At 71.9% G+C, this 19,505-nt stretch carries 12 protein-coding genes; 4 read left to right on the forward strand and 8 right to left on the reverse strand.

Features of this window, described 5'->3' with window-relative positions; translation table 11 throughout:
* The first annotated feature begins 65 nt into the window (after positions 1-65).
* The gene (locus tag SLINC_RS34385; RefSeq protein ID WP_079165207.1) at positions 66-2,237 is read left to right on the forward strand and encodes a glycoside hydrolase family 3 N-terminal domain-containing protein; all 2,172 of its coding nucleotides are present in this window, start codon (positions 66-68) and stop codon (positions 2,235-2,237) included.
* Here the strand turns inward: SLINC_RS34385 and SLINC_RS34390 are convergent.
* The 6 genes from SLINC_RS34390 to SLINC_RS34415 all read right to left on the reverse strand — a co-directional run bounded on the left by SLINC_RS34390 (position 2,201) and on the right by SLINC_RS34415 (position 11,540).
* Positions 2,201-3,079, reverse strand: coding sequence for a carbohydrate ABC transporter permease (locus SLINC_RS34390; protein ID WP_067441624.1), 879 nt, complete (start codon positions 3,077-3,079; stop codon positions 2,201-2,203). The two genes, SLINC_RS34385 and SLINC_RS34390, sit on opposite strands and share 37 nt — an antisense overlap.
* A complete protein-coding gene (locus tag SLINC_RS34395) occupies positions 3,076-4,107 on the reverse strand; it encodes a carbohydrate ABC transporter permease (protein WP_107406720.1) in 1,032 nt (343 codons plus the stop codon). Before SLINC_RS34395 ends, SLINC_RS34390 begins: the two co-directional genes overlap by 4 nt.
* Before the next feature lie 2 nt (positions 4,108-4,109).
* Positions 4,110-5,480, reverse strand: a complete 1,371-nt coding sequence (locus tag SLINC_RS34400; protein ID WP_067441627.1) for an extracellular solute-binding protein — start codon at positions 5,478-5,480, stop codon at positions 4,110-4,112.
* Positions 5,481-5,624: 144 nt separating this feature from the next.
* Positions 5,625-6,299: a malonyl CoA-ACP transacylase gene (locus SLINC_RS34405; protein ID WP_067441630.1), complete on the reverse strand. Its 675-nt coding sequence runs from the start codon at positions 6,297-6,299 to the stop codon at positions 5,625-5,627.
* The gene (locus tag SLINC_RS34410) at positions 6,296-10,522 is read right to left on the reverse strand and encodes a glycoside hydrolase family 38 N-terminal domain-containing protein (RefSeq protein WP_067441633.1); all 4,227 of its coding nucleotides are present in this window, start codon (positions 10,520-10,522) and stop codon (positions 6,296-6,298) included. Before SLINC_RS34410 ends, SLINC_RS34405 begins: the two co-directional genes overlap by 4 nt.
* 133 nt (positions 10,523-10,655) lie before the next feature.
* Complete coding sequence (locus SLINC_RS34415; RefSeq protein ID WP_067441636.1) at positions 10,656-11,540, reverse strand: MurR/RpiR family transcriptional regulator; 885 nt, start codon at positions 11,538-11,540, stop codon at positions 10,656-10,658.
* 120 nt (positions 11,541-11,660) lie between these two features.
* Between SLINC_RS34415 and SLINC_RS34420 the strand changes: the two genes are divergently transcribed.
* Positions 11,661-12,425: a sugar isomerase domain-containing protein gene (locus SLINC_RS34420; RefSeq protein ID WP_067441640.1), complete on the forward strand. Its 765-nt coding sequence runs from the start codon at positions 11,661-11,663 to the stop codon at positions 12,423-12,425.
* A gap of 67 nt (positions 12,426-12,492) precedes the next feature.
* On the opposite strand, the gene SLINC_RS34425 is transcribed toward SLINC_RS34420, so the two are convergent.
* Together SLINC_RS34425 and SLINC_RS34430 are read right to left on the reverse strand one after the other, a co-directional pair.
* The gene (locus tag SLINC_RS34425; protein ID WP_225988289.1) at positions 12,493-15,621 is read right to left on the reverse strand and encodes a beta-N-acetylglucosaminidase domain-containing protein; all 3,129 of its coding nucleotides are present in this window, start codon (positions 15,619-15,621) and stop codon (positions 12,493-12,495) included.
* A 133-nt stretch (positions 15,622-15,754) separates the two neighbouring features.
* Positions 15,755-17,500: an NB-ARC domain-containing protein gene (locus SLINC_RS34430; protein ID WP_067441643.1), complete on the reverse strand. Its 1,746-nt coding sequence runs from the start codon at positions 17,498-17,500 to the stop codon at positions 15,755-15,757.
* A gap of 219 nt (positions 17,501-17,719) precedes the next feature.
* On the opposite strand from SLINC_RS34430, the gene SLINC_RS34435 reads away from it, so the two are divergent.
* Both SLINC_RS34435 and SLINC_RS34440 read left to right on the forward strand, forming a co-directional pair.
* A complete protein-coding gene (locus SLINC_RS34435; RefSeq protein WP_067441646.1) occupies positions 17,720-18,982 on the forward strand; it encodes an MFS transporter in 1,263 nt (420 codons plus the stop codon).
* Complete coding sequence (locus SLINC_RS34440) at positions 18,979-19,485, forward strand: hypothetical protein (protein WP_067441648.1); 507 nt, start codon at positions 18,979-18,981, stop codon at positions 19,483-19,485. The genes SLINC_RS34435 and SLINC_RS34440 overlap by 4 nt, the downstream gene beginning before the upstream one ends.
* The last annotated feature ends 20 nt before the right edge of the window (positions 19,486-19,505 follow it).

Consider the following 19,505-nt stretch of genomic DNA (forward strand, 5'->3'; position numbering starts at 1 on the left):
GGACGGAGCTCTACCGCGACCCCACCGCCCCCCTCGACGCCCGCGTCCGCGACCTGCTCTCCCGGATGACCCTGCGCGAGAAGGCCGGTCAGCTCAACCAGCGGATGTACGGGTGGGACGCCTACCGCCGCACCCCGGGCGGTTTCGAACTCACGGACGCCCTGTACGCCGAGACCGAGCGCTTCGCCGGGCTCGGCGCCCTCTACGGGCTCCAGCGCGCGGACGCCTGGTCCGGTGTCGACCACGACAACGGGCCGGGTGCCGAGGACGGCGCCGCCCTCGCCGAGCTGGTGCAGCGGCATGTGGTCGACGCCGGCCGCCTGGGCATTCCCACGCTCTTCGTCGAGGAGGTGCCGCACGGCCACATGGCGCTCGACGGCACGGTCCTGCCCGTCAACCTGGCCGTCGGCGCCACCTGGGACCCCCGGCTGTACGAGGCCGCCGCCGCCCGTGCCGCGGCCGAACTGCGGGCCCGCGGTGGCCATGTCGCCCTGGTCTCGGCCCTCGACATCGCCCGCGACCCGCGCTGGGGCCGCACCGAGGAGTGCTTCGGCGAGGACCCCCACCTGGCGGCCCGGCTGACCGAGGCGCTGGTCCGGGGCATGCAGGGCGCGGGGGGAAGCGCGGGGGAGGACTTCGCCCCCGACAAGGCCCCCGTCGTCCTCAAGCACTTCGCCGGGCAGGGCGCCACCGTCGGCGGCCGCAACTCCGCCGAGTCCGAGCTGGGGCTCCGCGAACTCCACGAGATCCACCTCCCCGCCGCCCGCGCCGGTGTCCGGGCCGGGGCCGCCGCCGTCATGGCCGCGTACAACGAGGTCGACGGGATGCCCTGCTCCGGCAACCGGGCCCTGCTGACCGGACTCCTCCGGGACGACTGGGGATTCGACGGCCTCGTCATGGCCGACGGACTCGCCGTGGACCGGCTGGCCCGCATCACCGGCGACAAGGTCTCCGCGGGCGCGCTGGCCCTCAACTCCGGTGTCGACCTGAGCCTGTGGGACGAGGGGTTCACGCATCTGGAGACGGCGGTCGAGCGGGGGCTGGTGAGCGAGGAGTCCCTCGACGCCGCTGTGGCCCGCGTCCTGCGCCTGAAGTTCCGCCTCGGCCTCTTCGAACGCCCTTACACGACCAGCGAGTTGCCTTCCCCGGAAGCGGGCCGGATCCTGAGCACCGACCTCGCCCGGGCGTCGGTCACCCTCCTGCGCAACCCCGACGGCATCCTTCCCCTGGCACCGCGGGCATCCCGCATCGCCGTCATCGGCCCTCAAGCCGCCACCGTCGCCCACCAGCTGGGCGACTACACGGCACCGCAGCGCCCCGGAACGGGCACCAGCGTTCTCGACGCCCTACGACGGCTCGCCCCACCCGGCACCGACATCCGCCACGCCCGTGGCTGCGCCCTCACCGGCGGCGACGTCTCCGGCATCCCCGAGGCCATCGCCGCGGCCGTCTCCGCCGACCTGGCCGTGCTGGTGCTGGGCGGCAGCAGCGCGCGGACACCCGAGACCGAGTTCGACGCCAACGGGGCGGCCCTGGCCGCCACGGACGAGATGACCTGCGGCGAGGGCGCCGACCTCGCCGGACTGGAACTCGGCAGGGCCCAGCACGCGCTGCTGGACGCCGTCGTCGCCACCGGCACGCCCACGGCGGTCGTCCTGATCCAGGGCCGCCCGCACGTCGTACCCGACACGGCGGCCGCGCTGCTCACCGCCTGGTATCCCGGCCCCTGGGGCGGCGAGGCGATCGCCGAGGTCCTGCTCGGGCTCGCGGAACCCACGGGCCGGCTGCCCGTCTCCGTGCCGCGCTCGGCGGCTCAACTCCCCGTCTACTACAACCACAAGGACACCGAGTACGGCGGCTACGTGGACGAGAGCGCCGAGCCGCTGTACTCCTTCGGGCACGGGCTGTCGTACACGAGCTTCGCGTACGGCACGCCACGCCTGGCGGGCCTCGATGTCGAGGTCGACGTCACCAACACCGGGCAGCGGTCCGGGCGTTCGGTCGTGCAGGTGTACCTGCGCAGGCTGCTCACGCCCACATGGCCGCGCACCCTCGAACTGTGTGCGTTCGAGGGTGTCGACCTTGCGCCGGGTGAGCGCCGTACGGTCCGCCTGTCGCTCGATGCCGGTCAACTCGCCCCGTCCAGGACGGTCGAGATCAGGGTCGCGGCATCGGCCCGGGAGGCACTGGGCGTTCGGGGTCAGAGCTTGACGGCCCCGGAGGACACGCCCCGGTAGAACCAGCGCTGGGTGATCACGAACAGCACCAGCACCGGGATCACCGAGATCACCGAACCGGCCATCACCATGCGCTGGTCGTAGCCGAACGACGAGGACGACAGGCGGGACAGCCCCAGCGTCAGCGTGAAGTGGTCCTCGGTGCGCAGCACGATCAGCGGCCACAGGAAGTCGTCCCAGGCGCTGATGAAGGTGTTGATGGTGACGACGAGGATCGCGCCGTAGGCGGACGGCAGGTACAGGTACCGGAACCGCTTCCACTCGCCCGCGCCGTCCAGCATCGCCGCGTCCTCGATCTCGCGCGGTACGGCGAGGAACGCGGCCCGCATGATGAGGACGTTGATCGCGGCGACGAAGCCGGGCAGCCAGACGCCGACCAGGTTGTCGACCAGGCCCATGTCCCGGATGCTCAGGAACAGCGACACCATGATCGACTCGAAGGGGAACATCATGGACGCCATCAGCACGACCCAGACCAGCTTGCGGCCCTTCCAGCCGGGCTTGGAGAGCATGTAGCCGGCCATGGTGGAGAAGACCAGCTGGCTGGTGATGGAGATGACCGCCACGAACAGGCTGTTCCTGATGTACGTCCACACCGGGACCTGCGCGAAGACCTCCTTGTAGGCCCGCAGCGTCGGATGGTGCGGGAACAGGGAGGCGCCGGAGCCGAAGACGTCCTCGGTGGGGCCCTTCAGCGAGGACAGCAGCTGCCAGACCAGCGGGCCCACCGTGATGAACAGGACGAACACCAACAGCAGGTAGCGGAGGACCAGTTCACGCGGCCGGCCGTAGTCCCGCCAGCGGGGCGTCAGACGCCGCTTCCTCTCGACGGCCGTGGTCATCCCTCGTCCTCCTTCGTCAGGCGCTGGGCGAGCAGCGTCAGGCCCAGGGTCAGGGCGAACAGGGCGACGCTGACTGCGGCGCCGTAGCCGGCGTTGCCGGTGAGCGGGTCGAGACCGACGTCCCGGATGTAGAAGGGGAGCGTGCGGTCGGCGCCGCCGGGGCCGCCGGTGGAGCCGCCGAGCATGTAGATCTCGGTGAAGACGCGCAGCGAGCCGATACCGGTCAGCGTGCCGACCAGCATCATCGACTGGCGGACGCCGGGCACGGTGATGTGCCAGAAGCGGCGGGCCGGGCCCGCGCCGTCGACGGCGGCGGCCTCGTGGAGTTCCTTCGGCACGTTCCCCAGCGCGGCCAGGTAGAAGATCATGTACCAGCCGAGGCCCTTCCAGATCGTCAGGCCCATCGCCGACAGCAGGATCAGCCACGAGTCGGACAGGAACGGGATGGCCTCCCGGATGATGTGCGCCTTCTGGAGCCAGGTGTTGACCAGGCCCTGGTCGCTCAGCAGCCACTGCCAGCTCAGACCGACGACCACGCTGGAGGCGAGGACGGGGGTGTAGAAGGCGGAGCGGAAGAAGCCGATGCCCGGCAGGTTCTTCTCCACCAGCACCGCGAGCAGCAGCGGCAGCAGCACCATCAGGGGGACCACGATCAGCGCGTACAGGACGCTGTTGCGGGTCGCCAGCCAGAAGTCCGAATCCCCCAGCATCCGGGTGTAGTTGTCCAGCCCCACGAGCTTGTAGACGCCGCCGAGCGGCTTGGCGTCGGTGAAGGACACCAGGATCGTGTTGAGGAAGGGGAACACCCCGAACACCGTCGCGCCGATGATCGCCGGGGTCATCCACAGCCACGGCAGCCACCAGCGCCGGTAGAGCGCCGCGCCCCCCGCGTCCGCGGTCGGGCCAGGGACCACGGAGCGGAGGACGCGGCGCAGGCGCCCCGGCGGTTCGGGTACGGTGCCGGGGCGGGAGGCGCCCGCCCCCAGGGGAGAGGGAACGGGCGCCTGGTCCACGGTGTGCTGAGCCATCTTCAGCTGCCCTGCTTGATCAGCTCGTTGGCCTTGGACTGCGCTTCCTTCAGGGCGTCCTCGGCGCTCTTCTTGCCCTGCATGGCCAGCTGGATCTGGGCCGAGATGGCGTTCAGCTCGCCCGGCGTGAGGGCGATCTCGTCGGCCGTCGCGGTCTTGCGGTCACTGGCGACGATCTTGCGGGCCTCGGCGAAGGGGTCGTCGCCCTTGACCGACTGGAAGAACGGGTCGTCCAGCGAGGCGGTCGTGGAGGGGAAGATGACGACGTTCGGGTCCTTCGCCCACGCCAGCTGGTTCTCGGCGTTGGTCAGGAACTGCGCGAAGGCCAGCGCGGTCGCCGCGTTCTTGCTGGTGGAGGCGACGCCGATGTACTGCGGGGCACCGACGGTGTGGCCGAGGGCGTCCAGCATGTAGGGCGCGACGCCGGTCTTCTTGTAGACGGTCGGGTTGTTCTGCTGGATGAAGCGCAGGAAGTTGGGGTTGGTCGGGCCGTAGACCAGCTTGCCCTGGCCGTAGACGTTGGCCGGGTCCTGGGTGGCGGAGAGCGAGTCGCGGGGCATGCCGCCGGCCTTGTAGAGCTTCGTCATGGCCTCGACCCACTGCGCGGTCTTCGGGTCGTCGGCGAAGGTGAACGACTTGCCGTCCTCGGACAGCACCTTGATGCCCATCTGCTGCCAGTCCGCCGGGATGCGCAGCTGCGGGTTGGCGAGGAAGGCGTAGTACTTGCCGTCCGAGGCCTTGGCCACCTTCTCGGCGTCGTCGAACAGGCCGAGAACGGTCGTCGCGGGCGCGGCCGGGTCCAGGCCCGCCTCCTTCATCAGCTCGGTGTTGAAGGTCTGCACGATGCCGCCGGAGTACCAGGGCAGCACGCTGTGCACCTTCGTACCGGAGGCGTCCGCGTACAGGCTGGACTTCCACAGGTTGGGCACGAACGGCTTGCCCGCGTCCGGGGCCTTCTTGTCCAGGTCGAGCAGATAGCCGTTCTTGGTGAGCGCGACCGCCGTGTTGACGTTGATGTTCACCACGTCCGGCAGCGTGCAGCCCTGGGCGTCGGCGACCAGGCGCTGGGTGAAGGTGGCGTCGCCCGGGTCGTCGATCCACTTGACCTTGGTGCCGGAGTGCGCCTTCTCGAAGGCGGAGATCACGCCGTTGAAGTAGTCCCCGAAGTCCTTCTTCAGGTTGGTCGTCTGGAAGGTGATGGTGCCCTTCACATCGCCGGAGAGCTTCCCGGACCCGACGTTGCCCTGGTCGACCTTGCAGCCGCCGGCGGTGGAGTCCCCGCCGTCGGAGCCGCCGGACAGCCCGCAGCCGGCTGCGGCCAGGGACAGTGCGGCGATACAGGTCAGGGTGCGGGTCAGTCTTCTTGCGCGCATGTGATGGGCCCTCCTGCGACCGGGCGAGTCAGGGATGTGCTGGCTGGTTCAATCAACCAACTTCGACTCTGATTGATGAAAATGTGGACCAGAATTCATCGGAGGTCAATGGTTTGCCGTGTTGCGTTTAGGTTCCGTCCGAGATCAGTGCCGGTGCTCGTGGTCCGGATGCGAGGGGTCGCCGGGGTGCTCGTACCCGTGCGCGTACACGACCCCGGCTCGCGCCCGGTCCAGCCAGTCGAAGAACGCGCGTCGGCCTGCGGCGCGGCGCAGTTCCCTTGCGATGCCCTCGCGGGCCTGTTCGTACGGGAGGAAGTCGTCGGGGGGTGCGTCGCCGAAGGGGTCCACGCCGCGTCTGAGTGCGGCCGGGGTGAGGAAGCGGTCGGGGTTGCGGGCGTAGTAGTCGTGTACGGCGGTCTCGGGGATGGGTTGCTCGTGTTCCAGGTGGGACAGGAGGGTGCGGGCGGCGGGGGAGTGGGCGAGGGCCACCGCGACGATGCTGCCCAGGTCTGCGACGTGCTGTGAGGTGAGTGCGGTGCGCTCCTCAGAGGGTGCCGCGCTATGTCGTTGGGCGGGTGCGGGGCCGTCGTGGCTGGTCGCGCAGTTCCCCGCGCCCCTTTGGGGCGCGCCCGTGAGCCCGCGTTCCTCGCATGCCCGCTGGGCCAGTTCGTCGATCACCGCCACCTGGGTCGCCCAGCGCCGTCGCTGCCGCTCCGCTGAGCGGGTTTCGGTGTCGCGAGCCGGGACTGCGTTCAGGACGGCGTCGACGCGTGCTTTGGGGAGCCGTTCGCCGTGGACGAGGGCGGCGTAGTCCGTCACGGGGTCACCTCCAGTTCCACGGCCTCCGTGTAGGCGACCGCTCCGTGCCAGGCGAGCTTCGCCATGAGCCAGTAGGAGCCGGGTGCCATGGCCGAGCCGTCCACCTCGATCGCGTGTTCCAGCTCCTGTCCGCCGGGCACGGTGAAGCCCTGGAGGCCCGGGGCGACCCCGGCCCAGGTGCCCCAGGAGGACACGGCCCACAGCTGGCCGGAGACCGGCCCGCGGGTGGTGTTGCGCAGGGTGACGGGGACGCGGGCCCGCTCGCCCGCGCGGACGGTGACGCGCTCGGCGTCCAGCCGGGCCACGAGGGTCGGCCCGGTGTGGCCGTCGGGCACGTCCAGGGCCACCACGTCCTCGAAGGTCTGCCCGCCGTAGGACAGGCGGGCCGCCAGCCAGTGGCGCCCCGGCTCCGGGGCGGGCGGCGGCGTGACCGTCACCTCGGCGAGCGTGAACCCGCCGGGGCCCAGGGCGTACGGCAGCTCGGCCGGTTCGGCGGACCAGCCGTCCGGCACCTCGAAGGTCACCGTGCCCGACACCGGCGCGTCGGTCAGCTCCGAGCCGACCCGGACGGTCGCCGTGACCGGCCCGGAGACGGTGAGCGCGGTGGGCGACACGTACACCGCGACGGGCATGTTGCCGCGCGGGGCGGGGCCCGAGTTGTGCAGCCAGTACCGGGTGTGGACGGGCTGGGCGGGCTCGTGGGCGGCGGCGCCGGGGCCCGGATCGCCGTCGGGGCCGGCCGGTGTGGCCAGGACGGTCGCCACCTCGAAGCCGGTCAGACCGACGTCGAGCGCTCCCTCGTCGTCCGCGACGAGCGGCTCCCCGGGCCGCTCCAGCACGTCCGCCCGCGCACCCTCGGTCCAGGCGCCGGGCCCGCGCAGACGCGCCCGCACCGGCCGGCCGTTCACCTCGTGCACGCGCACGACGATCCCGCGTCCCGGATCGGCGGGTGCCACGCCGCCCCGGGCGAGCGGCGAGCCGAGCGGCTTGAGGGCGTCGAGCAGGACCTCGCGGGCGGGCTCCACCGTGAGCAGGGAGGCCTTCCGGGGCAGCAGGGCGGTCTCGGGGCCGGTGCGCGGCCGGGCGGTGAGCGGATGGTTGAACTCGTGCCCGCGCGCGGGCAGCCGCTGCTCCCGCCAGTCGCCCTCGCCCCCGACGACGGCGTACTCGAAGGTGTGCGACCAGCGCTGGAGCTGGAAGGCGGACCCGTCGGGAGCCGTGCGGCGCGGCGGGTCGACCCAGATACCGGACGGCCAGCCCGTGCACGAGCGCATCAGGGACATGTAGAGGTCACCCGAGGGCGTGACCACGCAGCCGGGTGTGCCCCGGTTGAGGACGGCGAAGCCGCGCCCGTCCCAGGCGTCGCCCGGCGGCAGCGCCTCGCCGCCGCCCGCCGCGGTGGCCGTCACGGTGAAGTCGTCCAGATCGGCGATGAGCGCGTCGACGGCCTTGGCGTCGCCCTGCTGGTCGTCGCCCGCGACCACCAGCAGGGGCAGTCGCTCCAGGTCGCGCAGGTCCGCGCCGGGCACCCACTCCTCGCGCAGCGAGGCGCGCGGTGCGACCCAGACGGAGGCGAGCCCCCGCTCGGCCAGCTGCCGGCGCAGTTCGCGTTCGGCGGCCGGGTCCCAGCCGAGCGCCTCGGCGACCAGGGAGTTGCGCTCGGGACCGCCGACGGCGATCCGGATGTCGGGCAGGTTGGAGTCGACCTCCAGGTCGCCGTAGCGGGGGCCGCCCGCGATGGTCGAGGTCGCGGTGACGCCCGCCCGGACCAGCGCCGCCGCCAGCGGGGTGCCCAGCTCACCGGCCACGTCCCAGTCGGCGTACACCAGCTCGGCGACGCCGATGGAGCGCCGGCCGAGCGGAGCGCCCGTGTCGTCGCGCACCAGGACCCGGGCCGTGGAGCCCAGGCCGAACCAGGTGTTGGCCGGGTTGTCCAGCGTCCACGGGAACCGCTCGCTGTCCACCTCCACGAACCCGAAGCCGCGCCCGATCACCGCGTCGGCGACCTCGTGGACCGGCAGCCCGCCGCGCACGTCGGAGGGCCAGCGCACCCGGATCAGCCGGTCGGCGCCGTCGTAGCCGTCGACGGTCGTGGAGACGTCGAGCCGGTCGACGCCCTTCCACAGGGTCAGCCGCTGGGTGTACCGGAAGAGGCCGAGGTCGGCGCGGACGGTGACGCGGGAGCCGGCCGGGGAGTGCTCGACCTCGACGTCCGCGGTGACGTCCCGGCCGCGGGCGGCGGTCGTCCCGGTCGGGGTGAGGTGCCAGGGGCCCTCGCCGAAGCGGGGGTGCCTCGGGTACTCCTCCTGCACGACGAGCTCGTTGCCGATGTCGCCGGCGCGCAGCAGCTCCCGTCCGCCCTCGGCCAGGGTGCGCAGGGAGCTCACGCCGCCGCCGCGGGCGGGGTCGACCGTCACCTCGTAGAACTCGTTGCGGATGGTGGTGCCCTCGGCGGGGACCCACTCGGGGATCGAGCCCGCCGTCAGCGGGATCGCCTTGAGGCCCATGCCCGGCACCTCCGGGACGACCACCCGCAGGCGTCCGTCGTCGTCCCGTACGGCGGGCAGTGGCTGGAAGTCGTCGCCCACGGGCACCAGGCCGGGGTCGTCGACGGTCAGCACGTCCCGCCGCTGCCAGGTCGCGGAGTTGAAGACGACGAGGTCGCTTCCGGTGCCCGGGGCGACCCGGTCGGCCAGGGCCTGGGTGGCGTCGGCGTGCACCGTCCCGGCGAGGTCGTACAGCTCCCGCCAGCCGGTCATCAGGTCGATGTAGACCTGGTCGGACTCCGAGCCGGTGATGGCGTCGTGATGGGCGCCGTAGATCAGCTGCCGCCAGGCCTTGTCGAGGGCCGCGTCGGGATAGGGGTGCCCGGTGACGAGGGAGGCGAGCGTCGCCCAGGCCTCGGCGTCGGCGAGGAGGGTCTCGCCGTGGCGCTGGGCCTGCTTGGTGTCGATGTAGGAGACGTCCTTGCCGGTGTAGACCGGGTTCATGTCCCGGGTCTGCGGCGATGCCTTACGGCCCTCGGCGTCCAGTTCGGCGCGGACGGCGGCGAAGAAGTCCTTCGGTACGGCGCTGACGAACCGCGGCCAGACGTACCGCTCGTTCCAGTCGCGGTGGATGCCCATCACCCAGCGGCACGGCGGCGCGTAGTCGCCGCCGACCGGCAGCAGCACGTTGCGGGTGAGCGCGACCTTCTTGAGCCCCCGGAACAGCTTGAGCGCGGCGGCCTCCGCCTCGGGCAGGGTCGGCGCGTTGTCGATCGCCCAGCCGGCGCCGTAGTGGTTGACCATGTACGCGGTGAGGATCCCGCGCCCCGAGGGGGCGATCCAGTCGAACTCGGCCGGGAACTGCATCCGCTTCGGATCCCGCGGCTCCTCGCCGAACACCGACAGCGTCGGCCCCCACTGGTGGAACGGTCCGCGCGCCCACGAGCTGGAGGTGACCCCCGCGTCCGCCATCAGCCCCGGGAACTGCGGATCGTGCCCGAACGCGTCCAGCTGCCAGGCGGTCTCCGGGGACGCGCCCATGACCCCGCGCTGGTATCCGTCGCCGTACAGGGCGTTGCGTACGGTCGCCTCGGCGCCGGTGAGGTTCGTGTTCGGCTCGTTGTAGGTGCCGCCCATGATCTCCACACGCCCGGTGCGGATCAGCTGGCGCAGGAAGGCCCGCTCCTCCGGGAAGGAGTCCCAGTACGGCTTGAGGTAGTCGACCTCCGCGAGCACGAAGGTGTACGCCGGGTCGCGCCGGGCCAGATCGCAGTGGGCCCGCACCAGGCTCATCCCGGACTGGCCGCGCGAGTCGAAGGTGCGGGCCGGCAGACCGGTGGAGGCCGGGTCGTCGGCGACGTCCCAGGTCTCGGTGTAGGCGGCCTGGGTGTTCCACCACACGGGGTCGTAGTGGAAGTGGCTGACCATGAACATGGTCCAGCCGGGTTCGGCGGCCGTGAACTCGCCCGTGTGGCGGGCGACCTCGTCGCCGTCCGCGGCCGTCACCGTGATCGCGCGCCGCTCGCCGACGGCGAGATCGGTGCTCACGGGTATCTCGGCGCGAACGGTGCCGTCCTCGGCCGTGGTCGCGACGGCCTCCCCGGTGACACCAGGGCCCTCGACGGCGATGCGCACCGCCCGGCCGGGGCTGTGGCTCAGCTCGACGGCCACCACCTGGCGCGGTTGCTCGGTGGTTCCGACGAAGAGCTCGGTCGACTCGACCAGGGACACACGCATGGGGCTCCTACGCGATGACTCGGGGGAGCCCCATCCTGACACCGAGAGGATGATTCAAACAACCATCTTTGAGTGATCTCGGTGGTTCATCCATGCATGACCGGTCAAGATCTCGCCATGCCGCCGGTCGGGATCAGCGGGCGCGCCGGTTCTTCACGGAGTGCTGCGGGGTGATGTGGTCGGTCAGCGCCAGCGAGGCGCTCGCGCGCTGGTAGCCGACCTGGCCGACCCGGACGTAGAGACAGTCGACGATCATCAGGACCGAGTGCCGGCCGCCGATGCTGCCCGTGCGGAAGCTGGTCTCGGAGGTGGCGGAGATGAGCCGGATATCGGCTGCCTTGGCCAGCGGGGAACGCGGGTCGGTGGTGATGGCGATCGTGGTGGCGCCGCGCTCCTTGGCCATCTCGAACGGTTCGAGGGTCTCGCGGGTGGAGCCCGAGTGGGAGATCCCTATGGCCACGTCGGCCGGGGTCAGCAGGGCCGCGGAGGTGGCCGCCCCGTGCACCTCGTTCCAGCCGCGGACCTGGCAGCCGATCCGGAACAGCCGGGTCTCCGTCTCCTGGGCCACCGCGCCGCTGCCGCCGACGCCGTACACGTCGATGCGCCGGGCCTTGGCGAGCGCCTGGGCCGCGCGCTCCAGCGCGTCGAGGTCGATCCGGTCGATGGTCTGCTGGATCGCGCGCAGATCCGCGCTGCCGACGACCTGGACGACCCGTTCCAGACTGTCGTCCGGGGAGATGTCGGGACCGATCTCCGCCGAGCCCCAGTCGGAGACCTCGCCACGGCCGCGCTCCTGGGCCAGCTCGATCAGCAGGTGCTGGTAGGAGTCGAGCCCGATCGCCCGGCAGAAACGGGTCACCGTCGCCTGCGACGTACCGGTGCGGCGGCCCAGTTCGGCGGCCGAGCAGTGGGTGACGGCGGCCGGATCCTCCAGGATCAGCTCGCCGACCTTCCGTAGGGAGCCCGCAAGCCGTGGGAGCTCCGTGCGGATCAGTGTGGTGACGTCCGTCGTGGGCATGCGAAGAATGTATCAGCCACCCTTCAGGCGGCGGATTGAATACCAGGACCGCTCATGGTTTATTGATTCACCGATGGAGATGTATAGGGTGGTTCAATCCATCAGCAAGGGGAGTGTCGCGTGTCCGTCGAGTCAGTCAGCGCCGAGGGCTTCGCCCGGCAGAGCCTGGACGTCCTGAAGCACCTCACCGAGTCGGCCCGCCCGGACGTGACGCGCGCCGCCGAGCTGATCGCCGACTGCCTCCGCGCGGACGGTGTGATCCAGGCCTTCGGCACCGGTCACTCTCAGGCCATCGTCCTGGAGATCGCCGGCCGCGCCGGCGGCCTGGTCCCCACCAACCGCCTGAGCATCGCCGACCTCGTCCTCTACGGCGGTGACGACCCGAGCGTCCTGGACGACCCGCTCCTCGAACGGCAGCCGGGCGTGGCCGAGCGCCTCTACGAACTCGCCGCGCCGCACCCCCAGGACCTCTTCGTCGTCATCTCCAACTCCGGCGTCAACAGCGTCATCGTGGAGATGGCCCTGCACGCGAAGAAGCAGGGTCACCGGATCCTGGCCATCACCTCCCTCACCCACAGCCGGGGCGTCCCCGCCGGGCACTCCAGCGGCCACAAGCTCGCGGACCTCGCCGACGTGGTCCTGGACAACGCGGCTCCGCGCGGGGACGCGTTGCTGGAGCTTCCGGGTGGGGGTGCGGTGTCCGCGCTGTCGACGCTCACCGGGGTGATGTTGGTGCAGATGGCTGTTGCCGAGGCGACGGCTCGGTTGCTTGCTGCGGGGGAGAAGCCGCCGGTGTATGTGTCTGCCAATGTGCCGGGTGGGTTTGAGGGGAATCTGGAGTTGGAGCAGCGGTACGCCGGGAGGATTCGGCGTACCGCCAGTTGAGGGTTGCTTTTGGGGTTCGTTGTTGGCTGTCCGCCGGTGGGGGTTTGTCGCGCAGTTCCCCGCACCCCTAAGGGGACAGGGTGACCGCCAGTGGATATGGGCCCGTTGTGTAGGGCGACCCTGCCTTTCCTGATGCCACGTCGATCGGTACCAGGGCGTTTCCGTCGGCCGTTGTTACGTAGGCCGTGGTGCCGTTCCAGTTGAGGGCTACGTCGAAGGCGGACTTGCCTACGGTGATCTGTTGGCCCGGGGCGCCGGTGACGGTGTCGAGGGGGGTGACCGAGTCGCCGTTGCTGGGGCTGACCCACAGGGTGCGGCCGTCGGGGGACAGGGCGAGGCCGTAGGCCTGGCCGGTGACCAGGAGGGTGGGTTCGGTGTCGTGGGTGGTGGTGTCGATCGGGGTCACCGTCGAACCGCCGGAGTTGGACACGTAGACAGTCTTGCCGTCGGGCGCCGCCACGACGTTGAAGGGCCGCGGCCCGACCGGGACCGGGTCATCCGCCTTCCGTGCGGCGAGGTCGACGGGGCTGACGGTGTTGTCGTGGATGTTCGCCACGTACAGCGTCGTGCCGTCGGGAGTGATCGCCATGTTCTCCGGGCCCGAGCCCACCGTGACCGGGGTGCCCGCCTTCAGGGTGCCGGTGTCCACGGGCTGGACCATGCCGTCGGTGTAGTTGGCGACCCAGAGGGTGGTGCCGTCCGGGGTGAGGGCGAGGCCGGCCGGGACGCGGCCCACGGCGACCGTGGCGGTGACCTTGTCGCTCGCCGTGTCGATCACGCTGACGGTGTTCGAGCCCTGGTTGGCCGCGTAGGCGGTACGGCCGTCGGCGCTGACGACGACCTCGCCGGGGTTGGCGCCGACGGGGATGTTCGTGGTCGTGCCGTCACCCAGATCGATGGAACTGACTGACGCACCACTGAAGTTGGCGGTCAGGGCCGCCGTGGTTCCGCCGCCGTCCGTGACCCGGACCGGGATCGCCCGGTCGAGGATCCCGGTGCCGGACACCACGACCGAGTGAACTCCTGCCGTCTTCGCGGTCAGCGTGACGGTGGCCGAGGCGCTGCCGCCCGCCGGGACCGACACCGTGCCCTCGGCGGGCGTGGCGGTGACTCCCTCGGGCACGGCGAGCTTCCAGGAGACCGTCTTCGCGGCGGTGGACCGCCGGTCGGACAGGGCGAGGGTCACCGTGTCGGAGGCGCCGGGCTTCAGGGAGAGGGAGGCGGGGGAGAAAGAGGCGTCGACACCGGGGTCGGGCGCGTTCTCCAGCATCGTCGTGTAGAGGAACTGGTCCATGACACCCGGGGAGACCTGCTCGGGTATCGCGTCCAACTCCTTGCGATCGGCCCGCAGTCGGTTCCAGTACGTCGTGACGGCGTCCGTGTCGCCCCGCTTGTGCGCGAGGAGCAGATCGACGGCGGTCCGCCCCGCCGTGCCGTAGCGGCCGAGCTTGTCCAGCCAGGCGGAGGTCTCGTCGAGGAAGCCGGGGTTGTCGAGGCGGGCGCGCAACTGCCCGGGGGTGGCCGCCATGTCGGTGAAGTAGCCCCTGAGCGCGGCGGCGGCCCGGTCGAGACCGCTGTCCTGCTCGTAGGCCGTCCGGAAGGCGGCGATCAGGCCGGTCAGCGTCGGGGACTCGGTGGCGTCCAGCTGGGAGGAGTAGTTGTTCTCGGCGAAGATCCGCAGCCACTTGGCGGCGCCGGTGTCCGGCCCGGCCAGATCGCGGACCGAGGCGAGGAACGCTTGCCGCGGATCGTAGGCCCGCGGGTTCCAGAGGTGGGCGGCCGAGGTGAACAGGGCGATCCGGCTCGCCTCCGCCTGGACCATCGGGTTGGCGGTCACCCCGGTCGCGGCGCTCGCCACGCCGGGCTCACGGCCCGTGTAGGGGCCGAGCAGCAGCCGGCTGGTGACGTAGTCGTTGACCGGGTAGTTGTCCCAGACCAGGATCGGATGGCCGTACACCTCACGGGCCTGGGCGACCTGTTCGGCGGTGATGGTCGGCGCGATCACACCGACGCCGGTCCACTCCACCACCACGTCCTTGTCCAGCCGTTCCCGCAGCGCCTTCTTGTAGGGGGAGTCGGCGAGGTCGGAGTACTCGGTCGGCACCATCTCCAGGGGCTCGAGGTCGGTGTGTTCGGCGGAGAACTCCTTCCACACCGCGTTGAGCAGGTGCGCCTGCGCGGTGCCGGCCGCACCGCCGCCCGTCCCGAACTCCTTCTCGTCCTCGGCGCAGTTCCACTTGGTGTAGCTGATGTCGTCCAGCGGAACGGCGAAGGAGCGGACCCCGATCGCGTACAGGGTGTCGAACTTGGCGGTGAGGGCCTTGATGTCGGAGGCGGAGGAGTAGCAGACCGACAGACCGGGGGAGAGCGCGTAGGTGAAGCGGACGTGGTTGGTGTCGGCCCGGTCGACCAGCTCCTTCAACGAGGCCAGTTCGGCGGCCGGGTACGGGTCGCGCCAGCGGGCGCGCAGATAGTCGTCGTCCTTGGGGGAGTAGACGTAGACGTTCTGCTTCGTACGGCCGTAGAAGTCGAGTTGGCGCAGTCGCTCGGTGTGCGTCCAGGGAGTGCCGTAGAAGCCCTCGATGACTCCGCGCAGGGCGGCGGTGGGCCAGTCCCGGACGGTCACCTCGGGCAACGCCCGCTTTCCGTCGAGCAGTTGGCGCAGGGTCTGGGCCGCGTAGAACGTGCCCGTGGTGTCGACGCCGGAGAGGGCGAGGAGGGAGCGGCCGTTCTTCCGCTGCGCGGCCAGCACGTAACCGCCGGAGGCGAGACCGGTCGGGGGCGCGGCGCCGAGGCGCTTCAGCGCGGGCCCGGTGGCCTTGTTCTCGGTGGGGCCGCCGACGTAGACGGTGAGTCCGGCGGTGGGCGGCCTGTCGTCGGCGTCCACGGTGGTGATGCGGTCGGCGCCGGCGGCGCGCAGGGCGGTCTCGACGACGCGGCGGGCCGAGGGGTCGGTGCCCGGGCCGACGACCTCTACGACGTGGTCGGGGACGGGGAGTTGGGCGCGGCCCAGGTGCATGCTCTGGGGGGCGGGCCAGACCTGGGGCGCGGCTTGCCGGGGGGCAGCCGAGGCGTGGCCGGTCGGGGCCGCCAGGCCGATGGCCAGGAGCAGGGCGGTGGCTGTACGCCTGACGCGGACGGGTCTGGCACGCGTGGATCTGGCACGGGCGGATCTGACACGGGTGGGGGGAAGCACGGGTCCTCCTTCCGAGGCGCCCGGGGCGCCCCGGAGGGGAACGCTGGGGACTCCCGCGGGCGGGTGAATGCATCCACCGGAGAATGTTAGAGCTGTTGAATGGTTCATTCAACAGGTGGAAAGGAGCCGGGGGTTACGGCCACCACCGCGTGACGTCGTGCAGCGCCCGGGCGATGTCCTGTGCGGCCGTGCCGAGGACGTCCCCGGAGGAGGGGTGGGCGAGCTGCTCCGCCACGGCCGCGCGGCCGAGCAGGGCCGCCAGCCGCAGGGCGGGCCGTCCGAAGTCCTGCCAGGCGGTGTCCACCGTCCGCGTCTCCGCCACGGTCCGGGCGATCCGGGCCGCGGTCGCGGCCCGGTCGGCGAGTCCCTCCACCGCCGCGGCGGCCGTCGAGGCATCGTGGAACACCTCGGTCCGGCGCGGTTCCGGAAACAGCCGGGCGAGGGCCGTGAGCGCGTCGGCGCGTGTCTCCGGCCCGCTGATGAGCCGCGCCTGGCTCCAGGCCTCGGCGAGCAGCGGCGCCGCCGCGGCCGCGGGGAGGTTCTCGGCGACCAGGGTCAGCAGCCGGCACCGGAAGCGGGCGTCGGGGCGCAGGCGCGCGGCGCCTGGCAGGAACTCCAGCACGGCCCGGCCCTCGCCGGTCATCCAGGGCGCGAGCACGGCCATCACCAGCATCATGTCCTCGTCGTCGTGGTGCTCCTCGGCCCGCCCGATCGTCCTGTGGAGCACGCCCGGTGACATCCGCGGCGCCATCTTCCGCAGCGCGGGGAGCAGGATGCCGACGTGAGCCGTCACCAGCTGTCCCGCGACCGGTTCGACCAGTCCGTCCTCCGGCAGGTACGGGGTGAGGTGGGCCAGGGCCACCACCCGGGCGATCCGCTCGGGCCGGGTGTCGGGGCGCAGCCGCAGCGTCAGGTCCGTCGCGCGGCGGGCCGACTCGGCCGGCATGTCCCGCGGGGCCGAGTCCGGCCCCCGCTCTCCCGTCGACCGCCACAGCAGGGCGGCCACCTCGACGGGGACGGGGCCGCGCCCCTCGAAGACGGCCAGCGACAGATACCGTTCGAGCAGGCTGCCGTCGAGTGCGGAGACGGCCACGTCGAGCGCCGCCATCAGGTACGGCCGCGAGTCGTCCGGGTGCGGACGGGGTGTGTCGGCGCGCAGCCGTGACAGGACGGCCGAACCGAGCCGCATGTGCGTGCGATGCGGGCTCCAGCCGTGCGCGACCAGGGCGCCCGCGCAGGCCGGCGACAGGGGGAGGCCGGCGCTCATCACGGCGAACGAGGTGTCCCCGGACGAAGGGTTCTCGTCCCGGGGGCCGGCCCACGCCGTGAAAAGGCGGTCGCTCGACCTGGCGTCCAGCCGGCGGATCTCGTAGACCTCACCGCGACCGTGCAGGATGTCGTGATCGCGGCTGGTGACCAGCAGCGAACAGAGCCCGGAGAGATCGACCGCGTCCCACTGCTCCCGGCGCTCCACCCCGTCCAGCACGATCAACCGCCGTCCGTCCGCGAGGAGTTCACTCAGGCGCTCCATGCCCGACGCCGCATCTGGGACGGGCCGTGCGTCCCCGAGGGCGGCGGACAGCCGGTGCTGGTGGTCCACAGGGTCCGCGCCGGGATCGGCCTCGATCCACAGGACCTGCTCGAAGTGCGCCGTGACGTCGGCGTCCGTCGCGACGGCCCGGGCCAGCGTCGACTTGCAGGAGCCGGCCGTTCCCACCAGGCCGACCACGGCCGTGCCCGAGGGCTTTCGCCCGGGCAGCAGCAGCCCGCGGACCGTGTCGAGCAGCGCCGTGCGTTCGATGTGGTGCGGGGGCGGTGCCGGGACCGCGGCCCGCGCGGACGAGGCGGCCCGGTGGGACCCGGACGATGACCTGACCATCCATCACCACCGTGTGGACCGTGGCTCGTTGCGGACTTCGGGGGCTCGCTACCGCAACTGTAGGGGGAATGCCCCGGTCTGTCTCCAGCTCCGGCATGCCCTCGTCGCGGGCGGCCTCCGGTACGGGCGGCCTCCGGTAAGGGAGTGGTAAATGAAAACGATTATCGCTAGCTTGTCCGTGAGCGAAATCCGCTCCTGGAGTCGAGGAGGTCGCCGCGCATGCGGACGTGGCGTGAGATGCGCGGTTTTCCGCTCGCCGTCCGGCTCCTGCTGGTCAACCAGCTCGGCGTCAACACCGGCTTCTACCTGCTGATCCCCTACCTCGCCACACACCTCACCGACAACCTCGGCATGTCCGCGGCCGTCGTCGGGATCGTGCTCGGGGTGCGCAACCTCAGCCAGCAGGGCCTGTTCATCATCGGCGGCTCCGCGGCCGACCGGCTCGGCGCGCGCGGCGTCATCATCGCCGGATGCGCCCTGCGCACGGTCGGGTTCGGGCTGTTCGCGCTGGGCGACGGAATGCCCGTGCTGCTCGCCGCGTCCGTGCTCAGCGGACTCGCCGGGGCGCTGTTCAACCCGGCCGTGCGCGCCTACCTGGCCCAGGAGGCGGGAGAGCGCAAGGCGGAGGCGTTCGCGCTGTTCAACGTGTTCGCCACCACCGGCGCGCTGATCGGGCCGCTGCTGGGCAGCGCGCTGCTCCTCGTCGACTTCCGCACCTCCGCGCTCACCGCCGCCGGTATCTTCGCCGTCCTCACCGTGGCGCAGGCCCTCGTGCTGCCCGCGCGGAAGGTCGCACCGAGCAGGACCGGGGTCCTCGCGGACTGGCGGGAGGTCGTCGGCAACCGCGGCTTCGTCGCGTTCGCCCTCGCCATGGTCGGCATGTACACCCTGGAGAACCAGCTCTACCTGCTGCTCCCCGAAGGAGCCCGGCAGGCCACCGGCTGGAACGGCGCCGCCGGCCTCGTCTTCCTGGTCGGCACCCTCGCCAATCTCGCCCTCCAGCTGCACATCACCCGCACGCTCAAATCCCGTGGGGCCAGGGGGCGTTGGATCGCCGTCGGGCTCGCCGTGATGGGCCTGGCCTTCCTGCCGCCCGCACTCGTGAGCCGGCACAGCGGTCCGGCCGCCGTCGCCCTGGTGCTGTTCGGCGCTCTCCTGCTCTACCTCGGCATCATGATCGCCTCGCCGTTCGTGATGGAGCTCATCCCCGGCTTCGGCCGCCCCGAACTGACCGGCACCTACTTCGGCATCTTCTACGTCGTCTCGGGCATCGCCGCGGCCGTGGGCAGCACCGTCGTCGGCTGGGCCATGGACACCGGGGAGCGGACCGGCGCCGACTGGCTGCCCTGGGTGTGCTGCGCCCTGGCCGGCCTGGCCTCGGCGGGCGGAGTCGCCCTGCTCCAGCGGCGCGGGGCACTGCCGGGCGGCCCGGAGCCGGCCCCTGCCCCGGCGCCCGTCGCGGACGGAGGCCGGACCCGATGAGCGGCAACCTCCTCACCGACAACCCCCGGCTGCACGAGGCGCGCTTCCCCGGCGCCGGACGCCTGGCCGGCCGCCGGGCCGAGGACCATCTGCGCCGCCACGGCGCCGGAACACGCGTCCTGGGCCGTGCTGTCACCGGCGCCGACCTGTCCGAGGCAGCGCTCCCGCCCGCCCGAAATCGGTACCTCGCCTCCTGCCGGCGCATCCTCGTCCCCGGCGGGCCGCTCGTCGCCGCGATGCGCAACGGCGCCTGCTTCCTGGGCCGCACCCGCGTCCGGACGACCGACGACGGAGCACCGCCCGTCGCCCGGCGCTCCGCCTGGCGGCCGCTGTTCCCGTGGGAACAACGGCACGTCCGCACCGCGCACGGATTCGAGGTACTGGACCTTCAGGACGGCCCAGGCCCGCGCACCCAACCCGCCCGGCAGCAGGGCGAGTCGCCCCGCACGACGGCCGACGGGGACCGACCGCACCTCCTGGCGCGCCCGCACACCACCCGCTGACCCCACCACACCCCAAGGAC

Source organism: Streptomyces lincolnensis, assembly GCF_001685355.1.
GTDB classification, from domain to species: Bacteria; Actinomycetota; Actinomycetes; order Streptomycetales; family Streptomycetaceae; genus Streptomyces; species Streptomyces lincolnensis.

Coding starts and splice junctions, on each gene's coding strand:
- SLINC_RS34390 (WP_067441624.1), bottom strand. CDS start 3,079: ATGACCACGGCCGTCGAGAGGAAGCGGCGTCTGACGCCCCGCTGGCGG.
- SLINC_RS34435 (WP_067441646.1), top strand. CDS start 17,720: ATGCGGACGTGGCGTGAGATGCGCGGTTTTCCGCTCGCCGTCCGGCTC.
- SLINC_RS34415 (WP_067441636.1), bottom strand. CDS start 11,540: ATGCCCACGACGGACGTCACCACACTGATCCGCACGGAGCTCCCACGG.
- SLINC_RS34430 (WP_067441643.1), bottom strand. CDS start 17,500: ATGGTCAGGTCATCGTCCGGGTCCCACCGGGCCGCCTCGTCCGCGCGG.
- SLINC_RS34395 (WP_107406720.1), bottom strand. CDS start 4,107: ATGGCTCAGCACACCGTGGACCAGGCGCCCGTTCCCTCTCCCCTGGGG.
- SLINC_RS34410 (WP_067441633.1), bottom strand. CDS start 10,522: ATGCGTGTGTCCCTGGTCGAGTCGACCGAGCTCTTCGTCGGAACCACC.
- SLINC_RS34400 (WP_067441627.1), bottom strand. CDS start 5,480: ATGCGCGCAAGAAGACTGACCCGCACCCTGACCTGTATCGCCGCACTG.
- SLINC_RS34440 (WP_067441648.1), top strand. CDS start 18,979: ATGAGCGGCAACCTCCTCACCGACAACCCCCGGCTGCACGAGGCGCGC.
- SLINC_RS34385 (WP_079165207.1), top strand. CDS start 66: ATGACCCTGCGCGAGAAGGCCGGTCAGCTCAACCAGCGGATGTACGGG.